We start from the raw sequence: 16,077 nt of genomic DNA on the forward strand, positions 1-16,077 counted from the left end.
TCAGGGCAAAATATATATCTCCCCATCTATACTCCATTCAATGGAAATCATTCCATATTCATCAGTTGTATACATGCATAATTTTCTTTTTTCCAGTTCTTGGACGACTTTTTGTGAAACAAATTTAAAATGATTCAAAAAGCCGCAGGCTGCAAGCGCAATTTCAGGGTTCACCCGGTCATACAGCTCAGGGGAAAAGGACCCCGCGCTACCATGATGCGGCAGAACCAGCACACGTGAAGAAAGATCGACTCCGCTTTTCAACAAGGCTTTGATCCCCTTACGGTCCAGATCACCGGAAATAGAAAGTAAAGGTTTTCCGTTCCACATTAAACGCAGATAAAGAGAACGATCATTGCGACTGCCTTCGAATTCCGCATAGGGATGAAGGACTTCAAGAATAAGTCCCGGTTCGAGAAAGACCTGATCCCCTCTGTTCAATACCTCAGGCACAATTTCATTTTTCGCAAAAACAGCCTCAAACCTTTCCCCGGTATGTCCTGAAGGAATATCTCCATTGAAATAAAAACGGCCGACCGAAAACTTTTCCAGAAGGTAGGCCAGTCCTCCGGCATGGTCCCGGTCGCCGTGAGTCATGACAATGTTATCAACCTGCGGCATATGCCCGTATGCGAGCCATGGGCCAACGATAGAACGGCCCATATCGAAGGTCCTGCCGAATCCTCCGCCACCATCCACAACAGTTCGTGACCCTTCGGGACCGCTGATCACAACACACTGAGACTGCCCGGTATCCAGAATATCCACCCGCACCCGCTCCGGACCGACAGCCCCGTACACACGCACGCAAAGTAACACCAGCAACGGCAACGCCAGCACGCGAGCACGATTGAATTTACCATGCATGATCAGGAACAACGCCCCGAGCAGCAGATAATAAATCAGCATCCCTTCCCAGTGCGGACGGTAAAAAGCGTACTCCGGCAACATTCCAGCCTGAACAGCCTCACGCACAATGGAAAGCAGCCATTCAAAAACAGCGGCCCCGATTGAGAATAAAAATTGAGCTGCTTCGGGACTGAAATATGACGCAATCAGCCCGCCAACGCCACAGACAGGCAAAAGAAAAAAGCCGAGAACTGGCACGAAAATAACATTGAAAAGCAGATTGGGTGAAAGAACACCGAAATTCCAGATCAGAACCGGCAGCAAGGCAATGTTTGCACATAAACTTACATAAACCAGCCCCAAGGCAAAGCGCATTACGCGCCACATGAATCCCTGCCCCGCAGGCATCAGCTTCGCCAGCAACGGATAAAACAAGGAAATCCCACCGACAGCCAGCACAGAGAGCTGAAACCCGAGATCGAATACGCTTAAAGGAGAAATAGCCAGAATCAAAACGACTGCCAGAAACAGCCCATCCAAAAGCACCTTGCCCCGGTTAAGGAACATGAGCAGTCCCCAGAATGCGAACATGCAAACCGCCCTAAGCAGCGAAGGCGTAAACTGCCCCAACCAGAGGTAAAGCGAAACCGGAATCACAGCAAACAGCACACCAAGCTGCAGACGTGAAAGACGTAGATAGATTAAGGGCCAAACAAGCCCCACAAGCCAAGAAAGACCGAACCCGAGGGCGACAATAAACCCTACATGCAAACCGGATAAAGCCAAAATGTGCGATACTCCAGCCCGCCGAATCAACTCAACACTGTCATGCGAAAGATAGAAGCGATCCCCGGTCAATAAAGCCGGAAAGATGGCACCGCCCTGCGTCGGGGGGGCATTATTACGGATATGCTTACGCAGATTGGCCCTCAGTTTCTGTAAGCCCTGTGGTGCATACGGCCTAAGTCCGCCACTTTTAATCGTTCCCTTGGTATAGGTTCGGTAGCGAATATCTTTGGTCCGGCAATAAAAATCATAATCCCAGAGTCCGCTATTGCGGAATCCATGAATCGGCTTAACCCGAACATTGAGCGAGACCTGTTGTCCGACATACGGTATCTGATCCGGCCACGCCCATGTCCAGTTAAGAAATCCTCTCAGCCGGGTCTGTCCGCTGCTGCTGTCGCAGACAACATCTTCAAGCAGGATTTTAAAACGTTTTCCCGGCGCGCCCTTGATACTGTGAACAGTGCCGCTAAGTTGAACTTTCTCACGTTCAGCCATCCATGACGGCATAGCTTCCGGGCCGGGCGGCAGCGTATAATTGCCATACCAATGACCGACCCCGAAAAGGAATAAAAGCAGAAGAGCCGCACCTTTTTCAGGACGAATAAAAAAAATGACAAAAAGATATATCAGCAGAGCACAGAGGGAAGGAATAAACCATTTAATGGAAAGGATTCCAAAAACAAAGGCAGGAATGAGAATTTCCCAAAAAAACAGGCCCGGAAGACCGGACCTGTTTCCTGAAATCGAATTCTCGACTTGAAGCATGAGTAAAAAAGCAGGCTACTCTTTCTCGCGCCAGACCCTGGCACCAACTGCTGAAAGCTTGTCTTCCAATTTCTCATAACCACGATCAAGGTGGTAGATACGCTGAACATCGGTACGTCCGCCAGCAGCCAACCCAGCCACAACAAGGGAGGCACTTGCCCGCAGGTCAGAAGCCATAACCGGAGCACCGGCCAGCTTTTCAACACCGCGAATCATTGCGGTTCGTCCTTTGAGCTTAATATTTGCGCCCATGCGAACCAGTTCCTGAACATGCATGAAACGGTTTTCAAAGATCTTTTCCTCGATAGTTCCCGCGCCATTGGCAAGACACATCAGGGTCATAAGCTGAGCCTGCATGTCTGTAGGGAATCCGGGATAAGGCTGGGTGGTGATATCCACGCCGGAAATGAGTCCGTTGGTGCGGCGCACGCGGACTCCGCCCTCTTCTTCTTCCAGAAATACACCCATCTTGCGCAGCTTATAAACTACGGATTCCAATTCCTGAAATGGACAATCCTGAATAAGCAGTTCGCCGTCAGTCATTGCGGCAGCAACCATGTAAGTCCCTGCTTCAATACGGTCAGGCATGATTTTATAACTGCATCCCTTAAGGGAAGAAACGCCCTGAACAGTAATTATGCTGGTTCCGTGACCGGAGATTACCGCACCACAGGCGATCAGAAAATTGGCAAGATCCACTACTTCAGGCTCGCGGGCAGCGTTTTCAATGATGGTCTCACCTTCAGCAAGCGCTGCCGCCATAAGCACGTTCTCGGTTCCACCCACAGTGGGGAAATCGAAGTGGATATGAGCACCTTTCAGTTTATCACACTTACCATGAATGTAACCGGACTCAAGATCAAACGTTGCACCCATCTGCTCAAAAGCTGTCAGGTGCAGATCCACAGGACGAGCACCGATAGCACACCCCCCGGGCAATGCAACCTTTGCTTCACCTTTCAGCGCAAGCAGAGGGCCGAGACAGAGCACGGAAGCGCGCATTGTCTTAACAAGATCATACGGAGCCTCTACTTTGAGATCTTTTACTTCACTGGTAACGTCATTCCCATCAAAAGATGTTTCGCAACCCAAAATATCAAGCAGCTTGAGAGTGGTGTGAATATCCCGCAGACGGGGGACATTACTAAGGTTAACCGGACCTTCCGGAAGAATGCAGGCCAAAAGAATCGGCAAAGCCGCATTTTTAGAACCACTAACCCTGATCGGACCGTTCAGGGCGACACCACCTTCAATAACTAATTTATCCATCTAAAATTCCTTATATTTATCAGGTAACAAACTACCACAGTCAGCAGCTTGAAATTAACTTCCGGTAACCGGAAAAGAGACTAGGCCTCTCCGCGACCCCTGATTACTTCTAGTAACGACAGAACAAAATGTTTGTGGCACAAAATACCCCTTTAGTGAAGACCGTGTGTAAGCTATTTTCCATTTAGTTAAAAATACCGTTTTATAAACAAGTTAATCATCTCTTAAGCTTGCGTAATTCGTTATTATCAAAAAAATTCATCTTTTTTCCAAAAACTTCTTGACCATCGGACCCAGCTTAGATAGACACTCTTCTCACACGCGGTGGGTGTAGCTCAGTTGGTAGAGCACTTGGTTGTGGCCCAAGTGGCCGGGGGTTCAAGTCCCCTCACTCACCCCATTTGACATCTAGGGATCAGGTTCCCTGACCCCTTTAATAAGGTGGGTGTAGCTCAGTTGGTAGAGCACTTGGTTGTGGCCCAAGTGGCCGGGGGTTCAAGTCCCCTCACTCACCCCATATTTTAAAAAGACCGGAATTTATTCCGGTCTTTTTTGTTTTCAAGCCCTAAAAATTCTTTCCACCCAAAAATCAGCATTTAATCCACAAGTTCAAAATCAACCCCCTTCTTATACTCCTGTCCGCTGATCTGGTCATGCAGAACAATAATATAGCGATACTTTCCGGGCGGCAGGTTTCCGAGGTTGAAGTCATTGGTCATGTAAATATCCAAAATCGGCTTACCGGTGTTGTAATGCATGCTCAAAAGGGAATCACGGTCAAAAAGAACTTCCCCGGCGGCAGTTTCCAAAATAACATCCTGAGTAAGATAAAATTCATATCTGCCGTCCCGAATAGAAGTGAACCAGTTTAGCGGTTCATAGTAGAGCAGCAGTTTAGTGCCCCGTTTAATGGTATTCTCTGCCAAGGGGTAAAAAGAGGCGTAGTTGAGAACTTTTGAGCAGAGAAGGAATTCCTGAACTCCAAGAGTCCCTTTATTCTGTTTCTGGATAATTTTATTTTTCAAATTCAGAATATCTTCAGCATCCCCGGCCTGCGATGAATTCACCGCAAAGACAATGCCAAAAAACAAAAACAAGCCCGTCAAAAACGGTAACAATTTCTTTGCCATCTCCCTACTCCGTCAGGTTAAAAATTTTACAGGCTGTACCCACTATAACACCCATAATCCTAAGCGACCAGCCAAAGACTGACAAAGCCCCGGAGCATAACTCTCCGGGACTTAAAGTTTAACTCAACGGACAACAACAGAACCGCAACTCTTGAGAATAAAAGCACAAAGTATTTTTCCAAAACCCCATTGACATAAAATAACAGCGGCATTATCAGATTCTTTTTTCCGCGCGTGACCCAGCCACCGGCCAATAATTTCCGACAACTATGACCACTGACTGAGCCCCACGGAGACACCACCAAAATCAGGAGGTTTCTCAATGGACACTTGCGTCTATTCAAAACTTAACCGCTTTATTCCGGCCAGCTTCAAATTCATTAAATCCGGCTGCTCACCGGCTACAATCAGACAGGATATTGCAGCAGGAATTACGGTAGGCATCGTAGCCCTGCCGCTGGCCATGGCCTTTGCCATTGCTTCCGGTGCAAGCCCCGCAACCGGCCTTTTCACCGCCATCATAGCCGGATTCATTATTTCAGGATTAGGCGGAACCCGCTTTCAAATAGGAGGTCCTACCGGGGCCTTCGTCATTATCATTTCAGGAATCATCAGCCGGCACGGGTATGAAGGTTTGATCCTCGCCACGCTCATGGCAGGGATCATACTTTTAGCAATGGGAGCATTAGGCCTCGGCAAGCTGCTGCAATACATCCCTTATCCGGTAACTACCGGATTCACCTCCGGTATCGGCATCCTGATTTTCTCAACCCAGATCAAGGATTTTTGCGGACTCAACATCGCCCATCTTCCGGCGGATTTCCTGCCCCGGATCAAAGCCTGCGCTCAGGCGCTGCCCTATGTTGACACGGTAACTTTAGGACTTGGATTACTGACTGTAATTTCAATGCTGCTCGTCAGGAGATTTATCCCCCGCATTCCTGCGCCTTTTGTAGGAATTGCACTGGCAAGCATTGTCACTTGGGCATTCGGACTTCATACAGAAACCATCGGCAGCCGCTTCGGAGGCATTCCCACAGCCCTGCCTGATCCTGTTTCATTTTCAGGGATCAGCCTGCTCCAGCTTAAAACACTGATCCCGGAAGCACTGACCATTGCAATCCTTGCCGGGATAGAATCCCTGCTCAGCGCAACCGTTGCCGACGGCATGAGCGGCGACCGCCACAATTCATCCAATGAACTAATGGCTCAAGGTCTGGCAAATATCGGTTCTGCTCTTTTCGGGGGATTGCCCGCAACTGGTGCTATTGCACGTACTGCAACCAATATCCGCTCCGGCGCGTACTCCCCGCTCGCGGGAATAATCCACACACTGACCTTGATTCTATTCATCAAGGTCTGCGCACCACTTGCTTCCATGATCCCCTTGGCTGGGCTTGCCGGGGTTCTCATGCTTGTCGCGTGGGATATGAGCGAACTCCACCGCATTAAACGGCTGCTCTTCGCACCGAAATCAGATTCTCTGGTAATGCTTATCGCTCTATTGCTTACTGTTTTCGTGGATTTGACTGTTGCGGTGGAAGTAGGAGTAGTTATGGCCGCAATGCTGTTCATGAAGCGCATGAGCCAGCTGACGGACGTACACAGCCTTGATACCGGCCTGCCTCGGGAAGAAATCATCGACCGCACAAACGGACACGAAAAAGTGGTTGTCTACGAAATTAACGGTCCCATGTTTTTCGGCATGGCTCAAAGATTCGTGGATGTAATGAGCTTCACCCGCAAGAAACCGGAAATAATCGTTCTCTGCATGCGAAATGTTCCGACTATGGACGCAACCGGAATCGAAGCACTTGAGACCGTAATACGCAGGGCGCACACCCAGAACATAAAAATACTCCTCTCAGGGGTGCATCCCCGGATCAAAAAAATTATGACCCGCCTCGGAACTGACAAACTGGTAGGGCCGGAAAACATCTTTCCGGATTTCTCCACAGCGGTAGCCAAAACAGTTCTGCACGAGGACTCATCCTATCCAAAATGTGTTCATCCGGCACAGAACATTCCCACACATGCTTAAATACAAAAGCCCGGATTCAAACGAATCCGGGCTTTATATTTCCTTGCTTTCGCGCTCTGTAGTTATTATCATTCATAATGACTACAAACGATATCAAACATATTTGAGGTGAATCATGCCGCAATCAAGCACAAGTTTTCGGACCGACCCGGAAACTCTCTCCAGCCTTGATGAAATCGCCAAAGACATGGGCAGAAGTCGTAACTGGGTTTTGAATAAAGCTATCAAGGATTTCATAGAATACCAGAAGTGGTTCAAGGATCAGGTCCAGGAAGGATTGGAGGCAGCCGATAAAGAAGAGTTCGCAACCGACGAAGAAATTAATGACCTCTTCAACAGGTTCGGTGGATAATGCCCCGCTGGACCAAGCCCGCTCAAAGAGACCTGCAAGCTCAGCTTGAATACATTAAACGGGAAAACCCAGACATTGTTGCCCGTATTGCCGTACAGATCAGAAAATCAACCGAATCTCTGGATGCTTTCCCGCAATTAGGCCGAGATGGAACAGTCTCCGGGACACGGGAGCTGGTTATCCCCAAGCTTCCATATATTTGCGTCTACCGCATAAAAAACAACCGCGTTGAAATTATCCGTTTTTTGCATGAACGGATGCGTATGCTTAAATAAAAATGCCCGGATTCATTTGAATCCGGGCTTTGTTTAATGCTCAATTTAATTCTGCTTACGCAACCTGCGCTTATCACCGACGCGGATGGTGACTTTCTCCTTATCCATATACTCAAGCAATGGAATGGAGAACTTGCGCGACAGTCCAACCAATGTTTTGAAGTCCTGCGGGCCGAGTTCTTCGTTTTCCGCGAAGTACCCTTCCAGAGTCTCCTGTAGTCCGTCTACGGCGGACTTGGCGAAATACATGTCGTCCTTGATCCTGACCAGCAAGCCTTCATCCTGCAAGAGCTTGTAAACCGGTGCGGCCTCTTTAAAGACTAGATCCAAAGGATCAAGCACGTCTTTCAGGTTAGGAGGAGTAAGACCGCCCTTTTCATAAGTATCCATCAGGGTATCGCGCAGTTTCTGCTGATCAGAAGCAAGGGAAACCTTATGTCCGGGCAGATGCAGAATCTCCTGCGCAGCCACAATTTCATCCTTCTTGAGCAGACGCTCCACGATGGAATGAAAAAGCTTATCCGGCAATCCCTTACCGTAAGTAGAACCTATTTCACCGCGCGAAACACCGGGCTTCATGGGTTCATTCTTGTGAAATTCTTCAAGGTGACGGATCAAGCCCTGTACCAGATTTTCATAGTGAACGCCGGAAACATAGCTGCGGGTTTCCTTGTCATACAGAAATACCTTCTGCTGTCCGCCCATGGTCTGGAGAATTTTCTCCAACGGCTTGGAGGCGACATTGCTCAGGATGGAAAGCTCCTGAAAAGTAAGCCCCGCCCTGCCCGCTAATTCCAGCTGAGTCAGCACCAGATTTTCAGGCTCTGCACCGATCAGCGATTCCAGACGTTTTACATCATCGGAGAAACGCTTAACCTTCCGCCCCAGCGGGTTGATAATGCTACCCCCGGCGATAGTCCGCAGCGGGGAAAAGGATCTCAGAACCACGCGGTCGCCATAAACCCCGGTCATGGGTTTATCAAAACGGATCTGGCAAACAGCACGCTCGCCCTTTTTCAACTTTTCGCGGTCAAGGAAATATACCTTTGCCATCACTTCCTTGGAGCCGTGGTGGAAATGTATTTCCTTTCGGTGCTTCAAACTTTTCGGGGAAGAAGGCAGACAGGTCAACTCCACATCCCAGACAGTGGAAGGGAAAAGTGTCCCCGGACGGCCCAGCACCTCACCACGCTCGATATCCTCAACCTCTACACCGTGCAGATTGATAGCGGTTCTGCGTCCTGCAGGGGCCGTCTCAACACTTGAGCCGTGCGACTGCAGGCTGCGCACCTTGGTTTCGGTAAGCTTAGGATAAAGCACCACATCGTCGCCAACGGAAAGCTGACCGGAAATCAAAGTCCCGGTCACAACCGTACCGTGACCTTTCATGGTGAAAACGCGGTCTACCGGCAGACGCGCCAGATCAGTCCTGCGTTTCGGAGCAAATCCTTTCATGAATTTCCCGATCTCTGAGCGCAGTACATCCAACCCCTGCCCGGTATGTGATGAAACAGCATGTATCGGAGCCTCAGCCAGAAAACTCGGCGCAAGGAATTCACGCACATCTTCCTGAACCATCTCCATCCAGTCTTCATCAACCGTATCGGCTTTGGTCAGGACCACAAAGCCCTTCTCAATGCCAAGCAACGTGCAGATCTCCAGATGTTCTCGGGTCTGAGGCATTACACCTTCGTCGGCAGCGATAACCAGCAAAACGAAATCAATACCCGCCGCCCCGGCAACCATGTTCTTAACAAACTTCTCATGGCCCGGAACGTCAATGATGCTCAGATGCTCATCACCGCCCAGATCAAGGCTTGCAAAACCAAGCTCGATAGTAATACCGCGCTTCTTTTCCTCAGCCAGACGGTCGCAGTCCGTGCCGGTCAAAGCTTTAATCAAACTGGTCTTGCCGTGGTCAATATGACCCGCAGTACCCATAACTACTGGCATTTATGCTCCCTTCCTAATTCTTCAAGAAAGTACGAAATGCCAACTCTGTTGCGTAGAGGTCGGCCTTACTGGTCAATTCGAACGGGCTGTGCATGGACAATACCGGAGGTCCGAAATCAATTACATCCATACCGTAAAGGGCGAGGAATTTGGCAACAGTTCCACCGCCACCGAGATCGACCTTGCCGAGTTCTGCCATCTGCCAGGGAACTCCGGCCTCGTTAAGGATGTTGCGCAGCCATGCCACAAATTCGGGATGGGCATCGTTTGCGCCGACCTTACCACGATGTCCGGTAAATTTACTGAAGCTGGGTCCGTATCCGAGATAAGCTGAGTTCAGCTTTTCATGCACATCCTGATAGTCGGGATCAATTGCCGCATGTACGTCAGTTGAGAGAGCCTTACCGGCCATCATCACCCGTGACATCTTGGCATTGGGTTCCCATGCTTCGATGATATCTTCGAGGCAGTATTCAAAGAAAAGCGACTTGGCACCGGTGGAACCTTCGGAACCGACTTCTTCCTTGTCGTAGAAAAGCACAATCTGCGCATGCTCAGGCTCGGGAGCATTAAGGAAAGCTTCCAGTGCGAGGAAAACGCAGGACCGGTCATCCTGTCCGTAACCGCCGACAACAGACTTATCCAAGCCGACGTAACGGGCCGGACCAGCCGGAACGATATGCAGTTCAGCACTGAAAAGATCTTCCTCAACAATGCCGTATTTTTCGTTGAGCAGCTCCAGCACTTTGCGCTTCACGGAAGGCTTGCCGTTCTTCTCTTCGCCGTCCTCAGTTTCCTCGTCTTTGGTAAAAGACAGGGAATGCCCCATGAGGATATTCAACTTTTCAGCTTCAAAAGCATCGGTAACATTCTTGGTGACCTGCTTGTAGGCAAGATGCGGCAACAGATCGAGGATGGAAAGAACCGGATCATCCAAATCTTCCCCAATCACAACATCAACCTTGGTTCCGTCCGCTTTTACAACTACACCATGCAGCGAAAGGGGGCGCGCCAGCCACTGGTACTTGCGGATACCGCCGTAATAGTGGGTCTTGGCCATAGACATACCGAGATCTTCATACAGGGGATGCTGCTTCAGGTCGAGACGCGGGGTATCGGCATGCGCACCAACCAAGCGGAAGCCCTGAGACAGAGGCTTCTGACCTTTGCGGGCAATAAATATTGTCTTGTCGCGGAAAGAACGGAAGCACTGGTCAGCTCCAAGATAGTCGGCGAATCCGGCTTCACGCAGTTTTTCTTCCACGTATTTGATCGTCTCACGCTCAGTCTTGCAACGGGTTAAAAAATCAATGTAACGGGCGGCAAGGTCATCCATGCCCTGCTGGTGTTCTTCGTCTTTAAAAATTTCCCAACAACTTTTCGGATCATGTTCAAGTGATTTATTCATAATAATTATCCTTTCAAAACTTGAGATATTGCTTCAGCACAAAGCTTGTATTCTTCGCGGGTGAGCGTACGCGGATCAAGACAGAAGGCATCTTCTTCAATGCGTCCTACCAGCGGCGGCTCGGTCGAAAGAAGACTTTCTTTAAGTTCTTCAACCGTTACTTTAACATTTGGTACTATAGTTACCAGAAAAGTCTTTAAATCCTGTTCTGGAAATGCGCCGCCCCCGACACGGGAAACACCCTCACAAACAACGATTTTCGCAGATTCGCCAAGTTCACGGCGCAGGGTGCGCGCCAAAGACTGAGCCTGCTTTTTGAGATTTTCCGGTTTCTCGGTAATCATGCGTACCGTGGGGACTTCACGCTTGGCTGTTTCGGGGTCGAGATAAAGACGCAGGGTCGCCTCAAGGGCGGCCAGTGTCATCTTATCGATACGCACAGCCCGGTTAAGCGGATTCTTCTTGATCATGTCGATAAATTTCTTCTTACCGACAATGATACCCGCCTGCGGTCCACCGAGAACCTTGTCTCCGGAAAAGGAAACCACGTCCACATCTTCGGCAACCACTTCCTGTACTGTGGGTTCGCGCATGAGTCCAAGCCCTGAAAAATTGGTCAGGTTACCGCTGCCGAGGTCTTCATAGACCGGAAGATCGTGTTTACGACCAAGCTCTGCAAGCTCGCCACCGGAAACTTCCTTAGTAAAACCGATCACCCGGAAATTGGAGGTATGCACCTTCATGAGCAGCGCGGTTTCCTCGTTGATAGCATTTTCATAGTCATGCAGATGGGTACGGTTGGTGGCTCCGACCTCACGCAGAAAAGCCCCACTCTTGGTCATCACGTCCGGGATTCGAAACGAACCGCCGATCTCAACCAGCTGACCACGTGAAACAATTGCCTCACGACCCTTGGCAAGAGTCTCAAGGGTGATCAACACCGCCGAGGCATTATTGTTGACCACCAGAGCGGCTTCGGCCCCGGTAATTTGGCAGATCAGCTTTTCCACATGGCTATAGCGGCTGCCCCGCTCCCCGGTATTGAGATCAAACTCAAGGTTGGAATAGCATGCGCAGGCTTCAGTCACCGCCTTCACAGCACTTTCAGCCAGCAAAGAACGCCCGAGATTGGTATGCACAACCACTCCGGTCCCGTTCAGCACCCGCCGGAAATGCGGCTTTGCTCCGGCCCGCACGTGGCAGGTCAGGCGCGGGAAAAGAGTTTCAGGGGAAAGCTGTTTTTCCTCGGTAATAATCCCGCCCTTGATTTCCTCACGGCAGACATCAAGAAAGCCGTTAACCAGATCACGGGAAAGGGTCCTCGGCAATCCGTCGATTACACCTTCTTCTTCAAGACGGGTAAGAACAGAATCAACCGAAGGCAGATATTTAAAAAGATTAGACAAATTAATCTCCAATAACGAATTACGCCCACTGTCTGAAAAACACATCCAATCAAACAATGACTCCCGGAGGGCTGCCGGGAGCTACTTTTCCAAAAATTCTGGATATCTTGTATAAAAAGCTGCCAGCAAATACAAGGACCCGCAAATTAGAACTGTTCTATCACCGGAATTAAGCATCGCAAGAGCTTCGTCAATATCCTCAGCTGCTTTTGCCCGCTCACCGAGGACCGCAGCCAGATCTGCAAATGGATAAGCCCGTTCATTATCTTTGATTCCACAAGCGATAACCGGACCGTCGGTCAACCGGAACAGGGTTTCTTTAACCGGATCAAGATTCTTATCCCTCATACAAGCGAAAACTATCGCATCCGGCTTAAGACCTGAACGCTTAAGTTCGGCTTCAAGTGCATCGAAAGCATGGGTATTGTGCGCGCCATCAAGGATGAAAGTCCGCCCAGCATTAACAATCTGCAACCGTCCGGCAATAAAACCTTTGGCAACTCCTTCGCGAACCTTGTCTTCATCAAATTTTAAATCAGCCTTTTCACAGAACAACTTCCACGCGCCCGCCGCAAGCTGCGCATTTTGCTTCTGGTGCTCCCCGACTAAAGATGGTTTGAGGTCCGCAACCGTACCAAATTCATCAATAGAGTATAGTTTGCAACCCAATTCAGCTGCGCGCCGCTTAAGAACAGCTTCCGCCTCTGCAACCTGTACGGCAGTGATAGCAATTCCATTTTCGCGCATCGCGTCAGCTTTATCCGCCGCAATGAGATCAATGGTTGAGCCAAGCACTTTCTCATGGTCCAGCCCGATAGGAGTGAATACCGTCAGGTCGGGATCAACTGTATTGGTCGCGTCAAAACGCCCGCCAAGCCCGGCTTCCATAACCGCCAGATCAACCCTGTTGTTTTTAAAAGCCACCAGCGCCATACAGGTCAACAACTCAAAATATGTCAATCCTGCATCAGGTGCAGTTTCCATAACCTGATTGGCAATGGAGCACCACTCACCCCCAGAAAGCATGGAACCATTAATCGTAATCCGCTCTCGGGGAGTAACAAAATGCGGCGAGGTAAATGTCCCGACCTTGAGACCGTATTCGCTGGCAATCGAGGTTAAATATGAAGAGGTCGACCCTTTTCCATTAGTCCCGACCACATGGATCACAGGAAAACTCTCCTTACCTCCCCAGTTGCGTACAAATTCTTCCATCCTATCTAGACTCAAATCCATATGAAAGAGCCCCAGATCATCCAGATAACTGCTAAATTCAACAAAATTTTTAAATTTCAAAACTTTTTCCATTTTTTGCTTGACCGCCAAGTACGGTTTATATACATATGCATCTCTCGCGGGGCAGTAGCTCAGTTGGATAGAGCAACGGCCTTCTAAGCCGTTGGCCGAGGGTTCGAATCCTTCCTGCCCCGCCATTAGAAATCACAGGGTTACAAACGAAAGTTTGTAACCCTTTTTCTTTTGGGATCTGCTTATTCCACATATGAGATGATAATTGATAAAAGTCCATAAAATGAAGTCCTTCGTCTGGATTCAAAAAGTGAGGACTACACAGTTGGTGAGGTTCGTTCAAGGGAAAAGTTGGCATACCCAGTGAAGCGCAACCAGTTCAGTACACCCCACCAGAGTCATTAATTAACTTCACTTGTTGGACTACAGAACTTTAAGTCCGTTATCAATCGCCCCGGACTCAATCAATGACACACCAACATCAACTGCATCTGAATCAAATTTCACCCCCCTATCCTGCGCGAGCAAAGATAGCACCTTCTGTTCGCTTAAACCTCTGCGATAAGGCCTGTCAGTAAGGACCGCATCGATGAAATCGGCAATTGCTAAAACCTTCGACTCTTGCAATATCTCATCATCTTTAAGCCCATAGGGATAACCGGAACCATCCACTCTTTCGTGATGTTCGCGTATAATTCTCTGTATCGGCCATTGAGTTTTCATAGTTTTGAATATTTCTGCACCAACCATTGGGTGGGTTTTGATAATTGAGAACTCTGCTTCACTTAATGTGCCCGGTTTATTCAAAATACCTGCCGGAACAGCAATTTTGCCGATATCATGCACCAGAGCTGCCAACCGGAGTCCCTCAATCGTATTCTCATCCATACCCAGACTGCTGGCAATTTTAACCGAAAGACGAGCAGTGCGTTCCATATGCCCTGCTGTGTATGGATCACGAAACTCTACAAGACGCGTAAACGCCGTTAAAGTACCCTGCAAACCTTCCTTGAGGCGGCGCATAGCTGCGAACTCACGAGAATCCCTAACCATTTGATGATGCTGAATCCCCGCAACTATAGCACCAATCAAATCTTCAGTCTCGCAAGGCTTGGTCAAAAACCTGAAAATATCTCCTTTGTTGACAGCATCAATTGCGGTCTGCAAGTCAGCAAAACCGGTCAAAACCATTCGTACGGTATCCGGATATAGATCACGAACCTTTTCCAAAAGTTCAACCCCGGTCATACCCGGCATTTTCACATCTGAGACAATCACAGTAAACGGTCCTTTACTATTCAATATATCAAGTGCCTCCTGCCCTCCCAACGCAGTCTGAATAGTAAACCATTTACTGAGAACTCTAGTGTAACTGGTCAAGACATTCGGTTCGTCATCAACTAGGAGAATCTTTTCACTTTTGTAATTACCAAACATAAAATCCCCTTAATTAGGCACTAAAACACTTATCGGCTCAACAATACCGACCTTATCAGCAAACATCTGTATTCTATCTATTTTGTCCTTATCAAGCTCAAGGCTTTTACGCAGTAACAAAGCTCCTTTTGCTGAAACTATGTCTTCGTATAAAATCATACCCGATTGTAATTCATTTCTACGAAGAACTTTAACTTCATAACGGGCTTCAACACCAAGCATACCTTCAAGATAATATAGAAGTTCAGGGTCATAAACTTGAACCTGCTCTTCCATTTTTGCAAAAGCCTGTCTGGGATTGTTGTACAGATTTAAATAAAGATCATAATCAAGAGCTACACGAAGAATTCTGCCTCCAAGAGGAATAGCCTCTCCCTCAACTTTATCTCTCGGCGTACCGGAACCGTCAAAACCTTTAAGTTGATAGGCTATCATCTCTGCTATGGTTTCAAGTTTAGGTAATTTGGAAATAAGGCTACTTGCGACAACCGGGTGCATTTCAAAAATCTGGGCCTGCTCCAAAGTCAGCTCATCTCCTGAGATAAGAATATCCAAAGTTCCCGGAGGAAGTATCAGCGTTCCAAGCTGAGAAAGCATGGTCGCGATGTCATACCGCCACAGATCCTTAACTTTTTTCTTTTTAGCTAAATACTTAACGTATCGACGAACTCTGTTTATCCTTGCTCCGGCTTCTGGATTGACAAGAGTAGTAATCTCAGTAAGCAACTCCACGCTACCCTTGAGGGTCTTCTCAAGCAATATCCTTCTACCGGTAACAAGATCATACTGGTTAACCGCTTCTTTAATATTTTCAATCAAGACTACGCTGTCGCACGGTTTAGTAAGAAACCTGAAAACATGACCATCATTAACCGCGCTTATAGCATTTTCCAGATCAGCATATCCGGTCAAAATCATTCTGGTTGTTTCCGGACAGATTTCTTTGACACGTTTCAAAAATTCAATACCATTCATCTGAGGCATTCTGTAGTCGGAAACAACAACGGCAAACGGTTTACGTTGTCCAAGTTCAATTAAAGCCATTTCAGGATCTGTTTCTGTATATACGTCAAAATCGGACCTCAACTGTCGTTTTAAGGCCGACAGTACATTCGGTTCGTCATCGACAAGTAAAATGCTTGGCTTCATTTCCGC

General features: G+C 48.4%; 12 protein-coding genes and 3 tRNA genes. 6 read left to right on the forward strand and 9 right to left on the reverse strand.

All coding sequences use genetic code 11. The annotated features are described in order from the left end of the window. Both ACNI29_RS18725 and murA read right to left on the reverse strand, forming a co-directional pair. Complete coding sequence (locus ACNI29_RS18725; RefSeq protein ID WP_419779883.1) at positions 1-2,403, reverse strand: DNA internalization-related competence protein ComEC/Rec2; 2,403 nt, start codon at positions 2,401-2,403, stop codon at positions 1-3. A gap of 15 nt (positions 2,404-2,418) precedes the next feature. Then, positions 2,419-3,672: a UDP-N-acetylglucosamine 1-carboxyvinyltransferase gene (gene murA, locus ACNI29_RS18730; RefSeq protein WP_419779884.1), complete on the reverse strand. Its 1,254-nt coding sequence runs from the start codon at positions 3,670-3,672 to the stop codon at positions 2,419-2,421. A gap of 324 nt (positions 3,673-3,996) precedes the next feature. Here murA and ACNI29_RS18735 point away from each other — a divergent pair. Then, positions 3,997-4,072 (forward strand) — tRNA-His (locus ACNI29_RS18735). A 41-nt stretch (positions 4,073-4,113) separates the two neighbouring features. Next, positions 4,114-4,189: transfer RNA gene (locus tag ACNI29_RS18740), tRNA-His, on the forward strand. Positions 4,190-4,268: 79 nt separating this feature from the next. On the opposite strand, the gene ACNI29_RS18745 is transcribed toward ACNI29_RS18740, so the two are convergent. Next, positions 4,269-4,802, reverse strand: coding sequence for a hypothetical protein (locus tag ACNI29_RS18745; RefSeq protein ID WP_419779885.1), 534 nt, complete (start codon positions 4,800-4,802; stop codon positions 4,269-4,271). Positions 4,803-5,124: 322 nt separating this feature from the next. Here ACNI29_RS18745 and ACNI29_RS18750 point away from each other — a divergent pair, with 322 nt between their 5' ends. From ACNI29_RS18750 to ACNI29_RS18760, 3 genes are all read left to right on the forward strand, one after another. Continuing rightward, positions 5,125-6,843: a SulP family inorganic anion transporter gene (locus tag ACNI29_RS18750; protein ID WP_419779886.1), complete on the forward strand. Its 1,719-nt coding sequence runs from the start codon at positions 5,125-5,127 to the stop codon at positions 6,841-6,843. A gap of 115 nt (positions 6,844-6,958) precedes the next feature. Continuing rightward, positions 6,959-7,195 carry a CopG family ribbon-helix-helix protein gene (locus ACNI29_RS18755; RefSeq protein WP_419779887.1) on the forward strand — a complete coding sequence of 79 codons (237 nt, stop codon included), beginning with the start codon at positions 6,959-6,961 and terminating at the stop codon, positions 7,193-7,195. After that, the gene (locus ACNI29_RS18760) at positions 7,195-7,470 is read left to right on the forward strand and encodes a type II toxin-antitoxin system RelE/ParE family toxin (RefSeq protein WP_419779888.1); all 276 of its coding nucleotides are present in this window, start codon (positions 7,195-7,197) and stop codon (positions 7,468-7,470) included. Before ACNI29_RS18755 ends, ACNI29_RS18760 begins: the two co-directional genes overlap by 1 nt. A gap of 45 nt (positions 7,471-7,515) precedes the next feature. Here the strand turns inward: ACNI29_RS18760 and selB are convergent, their stop codons facing one another. From selB to ACNI29_RS18780, 4 genes are all read right to left on the reverse strand, one after another. Then, the gene (selB, locus tag ACNI29_RS18765) at positions 7,516-9,423 is read right to left on the reverse strand and encodes a selenocysteine-specific translation elongation factor (protein ID WP_419779889.1); all 1,908 of its coding nucleotides are present in this window, start codon (positions 9,421-9,423) and stop codon (positions 7,516-7,518) included. 13 nt (positions 9,424-9,436) lie between these two features. Beyond that, on the reverse strand, positions 9,437-10,831 hold the full coding sequence (locus ACNI29_RS18770) for an aminopeptidase (RefSeq protein ID WP_419779890.1): 1,395 nt from the start codon (positions 10,829-10,831) through the stop codon (positions 9,437-9,439). A 5-nt stretch (positions 10,832-10,836) separates the two neighbouring features. Next, positions 10,837-12,237: an L-seryl-tRNA(Sec) selenium transferase gene (gene selA / locus ACNI29_RS18775; protein WP_419779891.1), complete on the reverse strand. Its 1,401-nt coding sequence runs from the start codon at positions 12,235-12,237 to the stop codon at positions 10,837-10,839. Positions 12,238-12,318: 81 nt separating this feature from the next. Further along, positions 12,319-13,533, reverse strand: a complete 1,215-nt coding sequence (locus tag ACNI29_RS18780) for a bifunctional folylpolyglutamate synthase/dihydrofolate synthase (protein WP_419779892.1) — start codon at positions 13,531-13,533, stop codon at positions 12,319-12,321. A gap of 60 nt (positions 13,534-13,593) precedes the next feature. On the opposite strand from ACNI29_RS18780, the gene ACNI29_RS18785 reads away from it, so the two are divergent. Then, positions 13,594-13,670 (forward strand) — tRNA-Arg (locus ACNI29_RS18785). 238 nt (positions 13,671-13,908) lie between these two features. Here the strand turns inward: ACNI29_RS18785 and ACNI29_RS18790 are convergent. Both ACNI29_RS18790 and ACNI29_RS18795 read right to left on the reverse strand, forming a co-directional pair. Continuing rightward, positions 13,909-14,922: an HD domain-containing phosphohydrolase gene (locus tag ACNI29_RS18790; protein ID WP_419779893.1), complete on the reverse strand. Its 1,014-nt coding sequence runs from the start codon at positions 14,920-14,922 to the stop codon at positions 13,909-13,911. 9 nt (positions 14,923-14,931) lie between these two features. Then, positions 14,932-16,071: an HD domain-containing phosphohydrolase gene (locus ACNI29_RS18795; RefSeq protein WP_419779894.1), complete on the reverse strand. Its 1,140-nt coding sequence runs from the start codon at positions 16,069-16,071 to the stop codon at positions 14,932-14,934. Between the last annotated feature and the right edge of the window lie 6 nt (positions 16,072-16,077).

It is taken from the genome of Maridesulfovibrio spiralis (SeqCode) (genome assembly GCF_048571135.1).
GTDB classification, from domain to species: Bacteria; Desulfobacterota; Desulfovibrionia; order Desulfovibrionales; family Desulfovibrionaceae; genus Maridesulfovibrio; species Maridesulfovibrio spiralis.

Coding starts and splice junctions, on each gene's coding strand:
- ACNI29_RS18725 (WP_419779883.1), bottom strand. CDS start 2,403: ATGCTTCAAGTCGAGAATTCGATTTCAGGAAACAGGTCCGGTCTTCCG.
- murA (WP_419779884.1), bottom strand. CDS start 3,672: ATGGATAAATTAGTTATTGAAGGTGGTGTCGCCCTGAACGGTCCGATC.
- ACNI29_RS18745 (WP_419779885.1), bottom strand. CDS start 4,802: ATGGCAAAGAAATTGTTACCGTTTTTGACGGGCTTGTTTTTGTTTTTT.
- ACNI29_RS18750 (WP_419779886.1), top strand. CDS start 5,125: ATGGACACTTGCGTCTATTCAAAACTTAACCGCTTTATTCCGGCCAGC.
- ACNI29_RS18755 (WP_419779887.1), top strand. CDS start 6,959: ATGCCGCAATCAAGCACAAGTTTTCGGACCGACCCGGAAACTCTCTCC.
- ACNI29_RS18760 (WP_419779888.1), top strand. CDS start 7,195: ATGCCCCGCTGGACCAAGCCCGCTCAAAGAGACCTGCAAGCTCAGCTT.
- selB (WP_419779889.1), bottom strand. CDS start 9,423: ATGCCAGTAGTTATGGGTACTGCGGGTCATATTGACCACGGCAAGACC.
- ACNI29_RS18770 (WP_419779890.1), bottom strand. CDS start 10,831: ATGAATAAATCACTTGAACATGATCCGAAAAGTTGTTGGGAAATTTTT.
- ACNI29_RS18790 (WP_419779893.1), bottom strand. CDS start 14,922: ATGTTTGGTAATTACAAAAGTGAAAAGATTCTCCTAGTTGATGACGAA.
- ACNI29_RS18795 (WP_419779894.1), bottom strand. CDS start 16,071: ATGAAGCCAAGCATTTTACTTGTCGATGACGAACCGAATGTACTGTCG.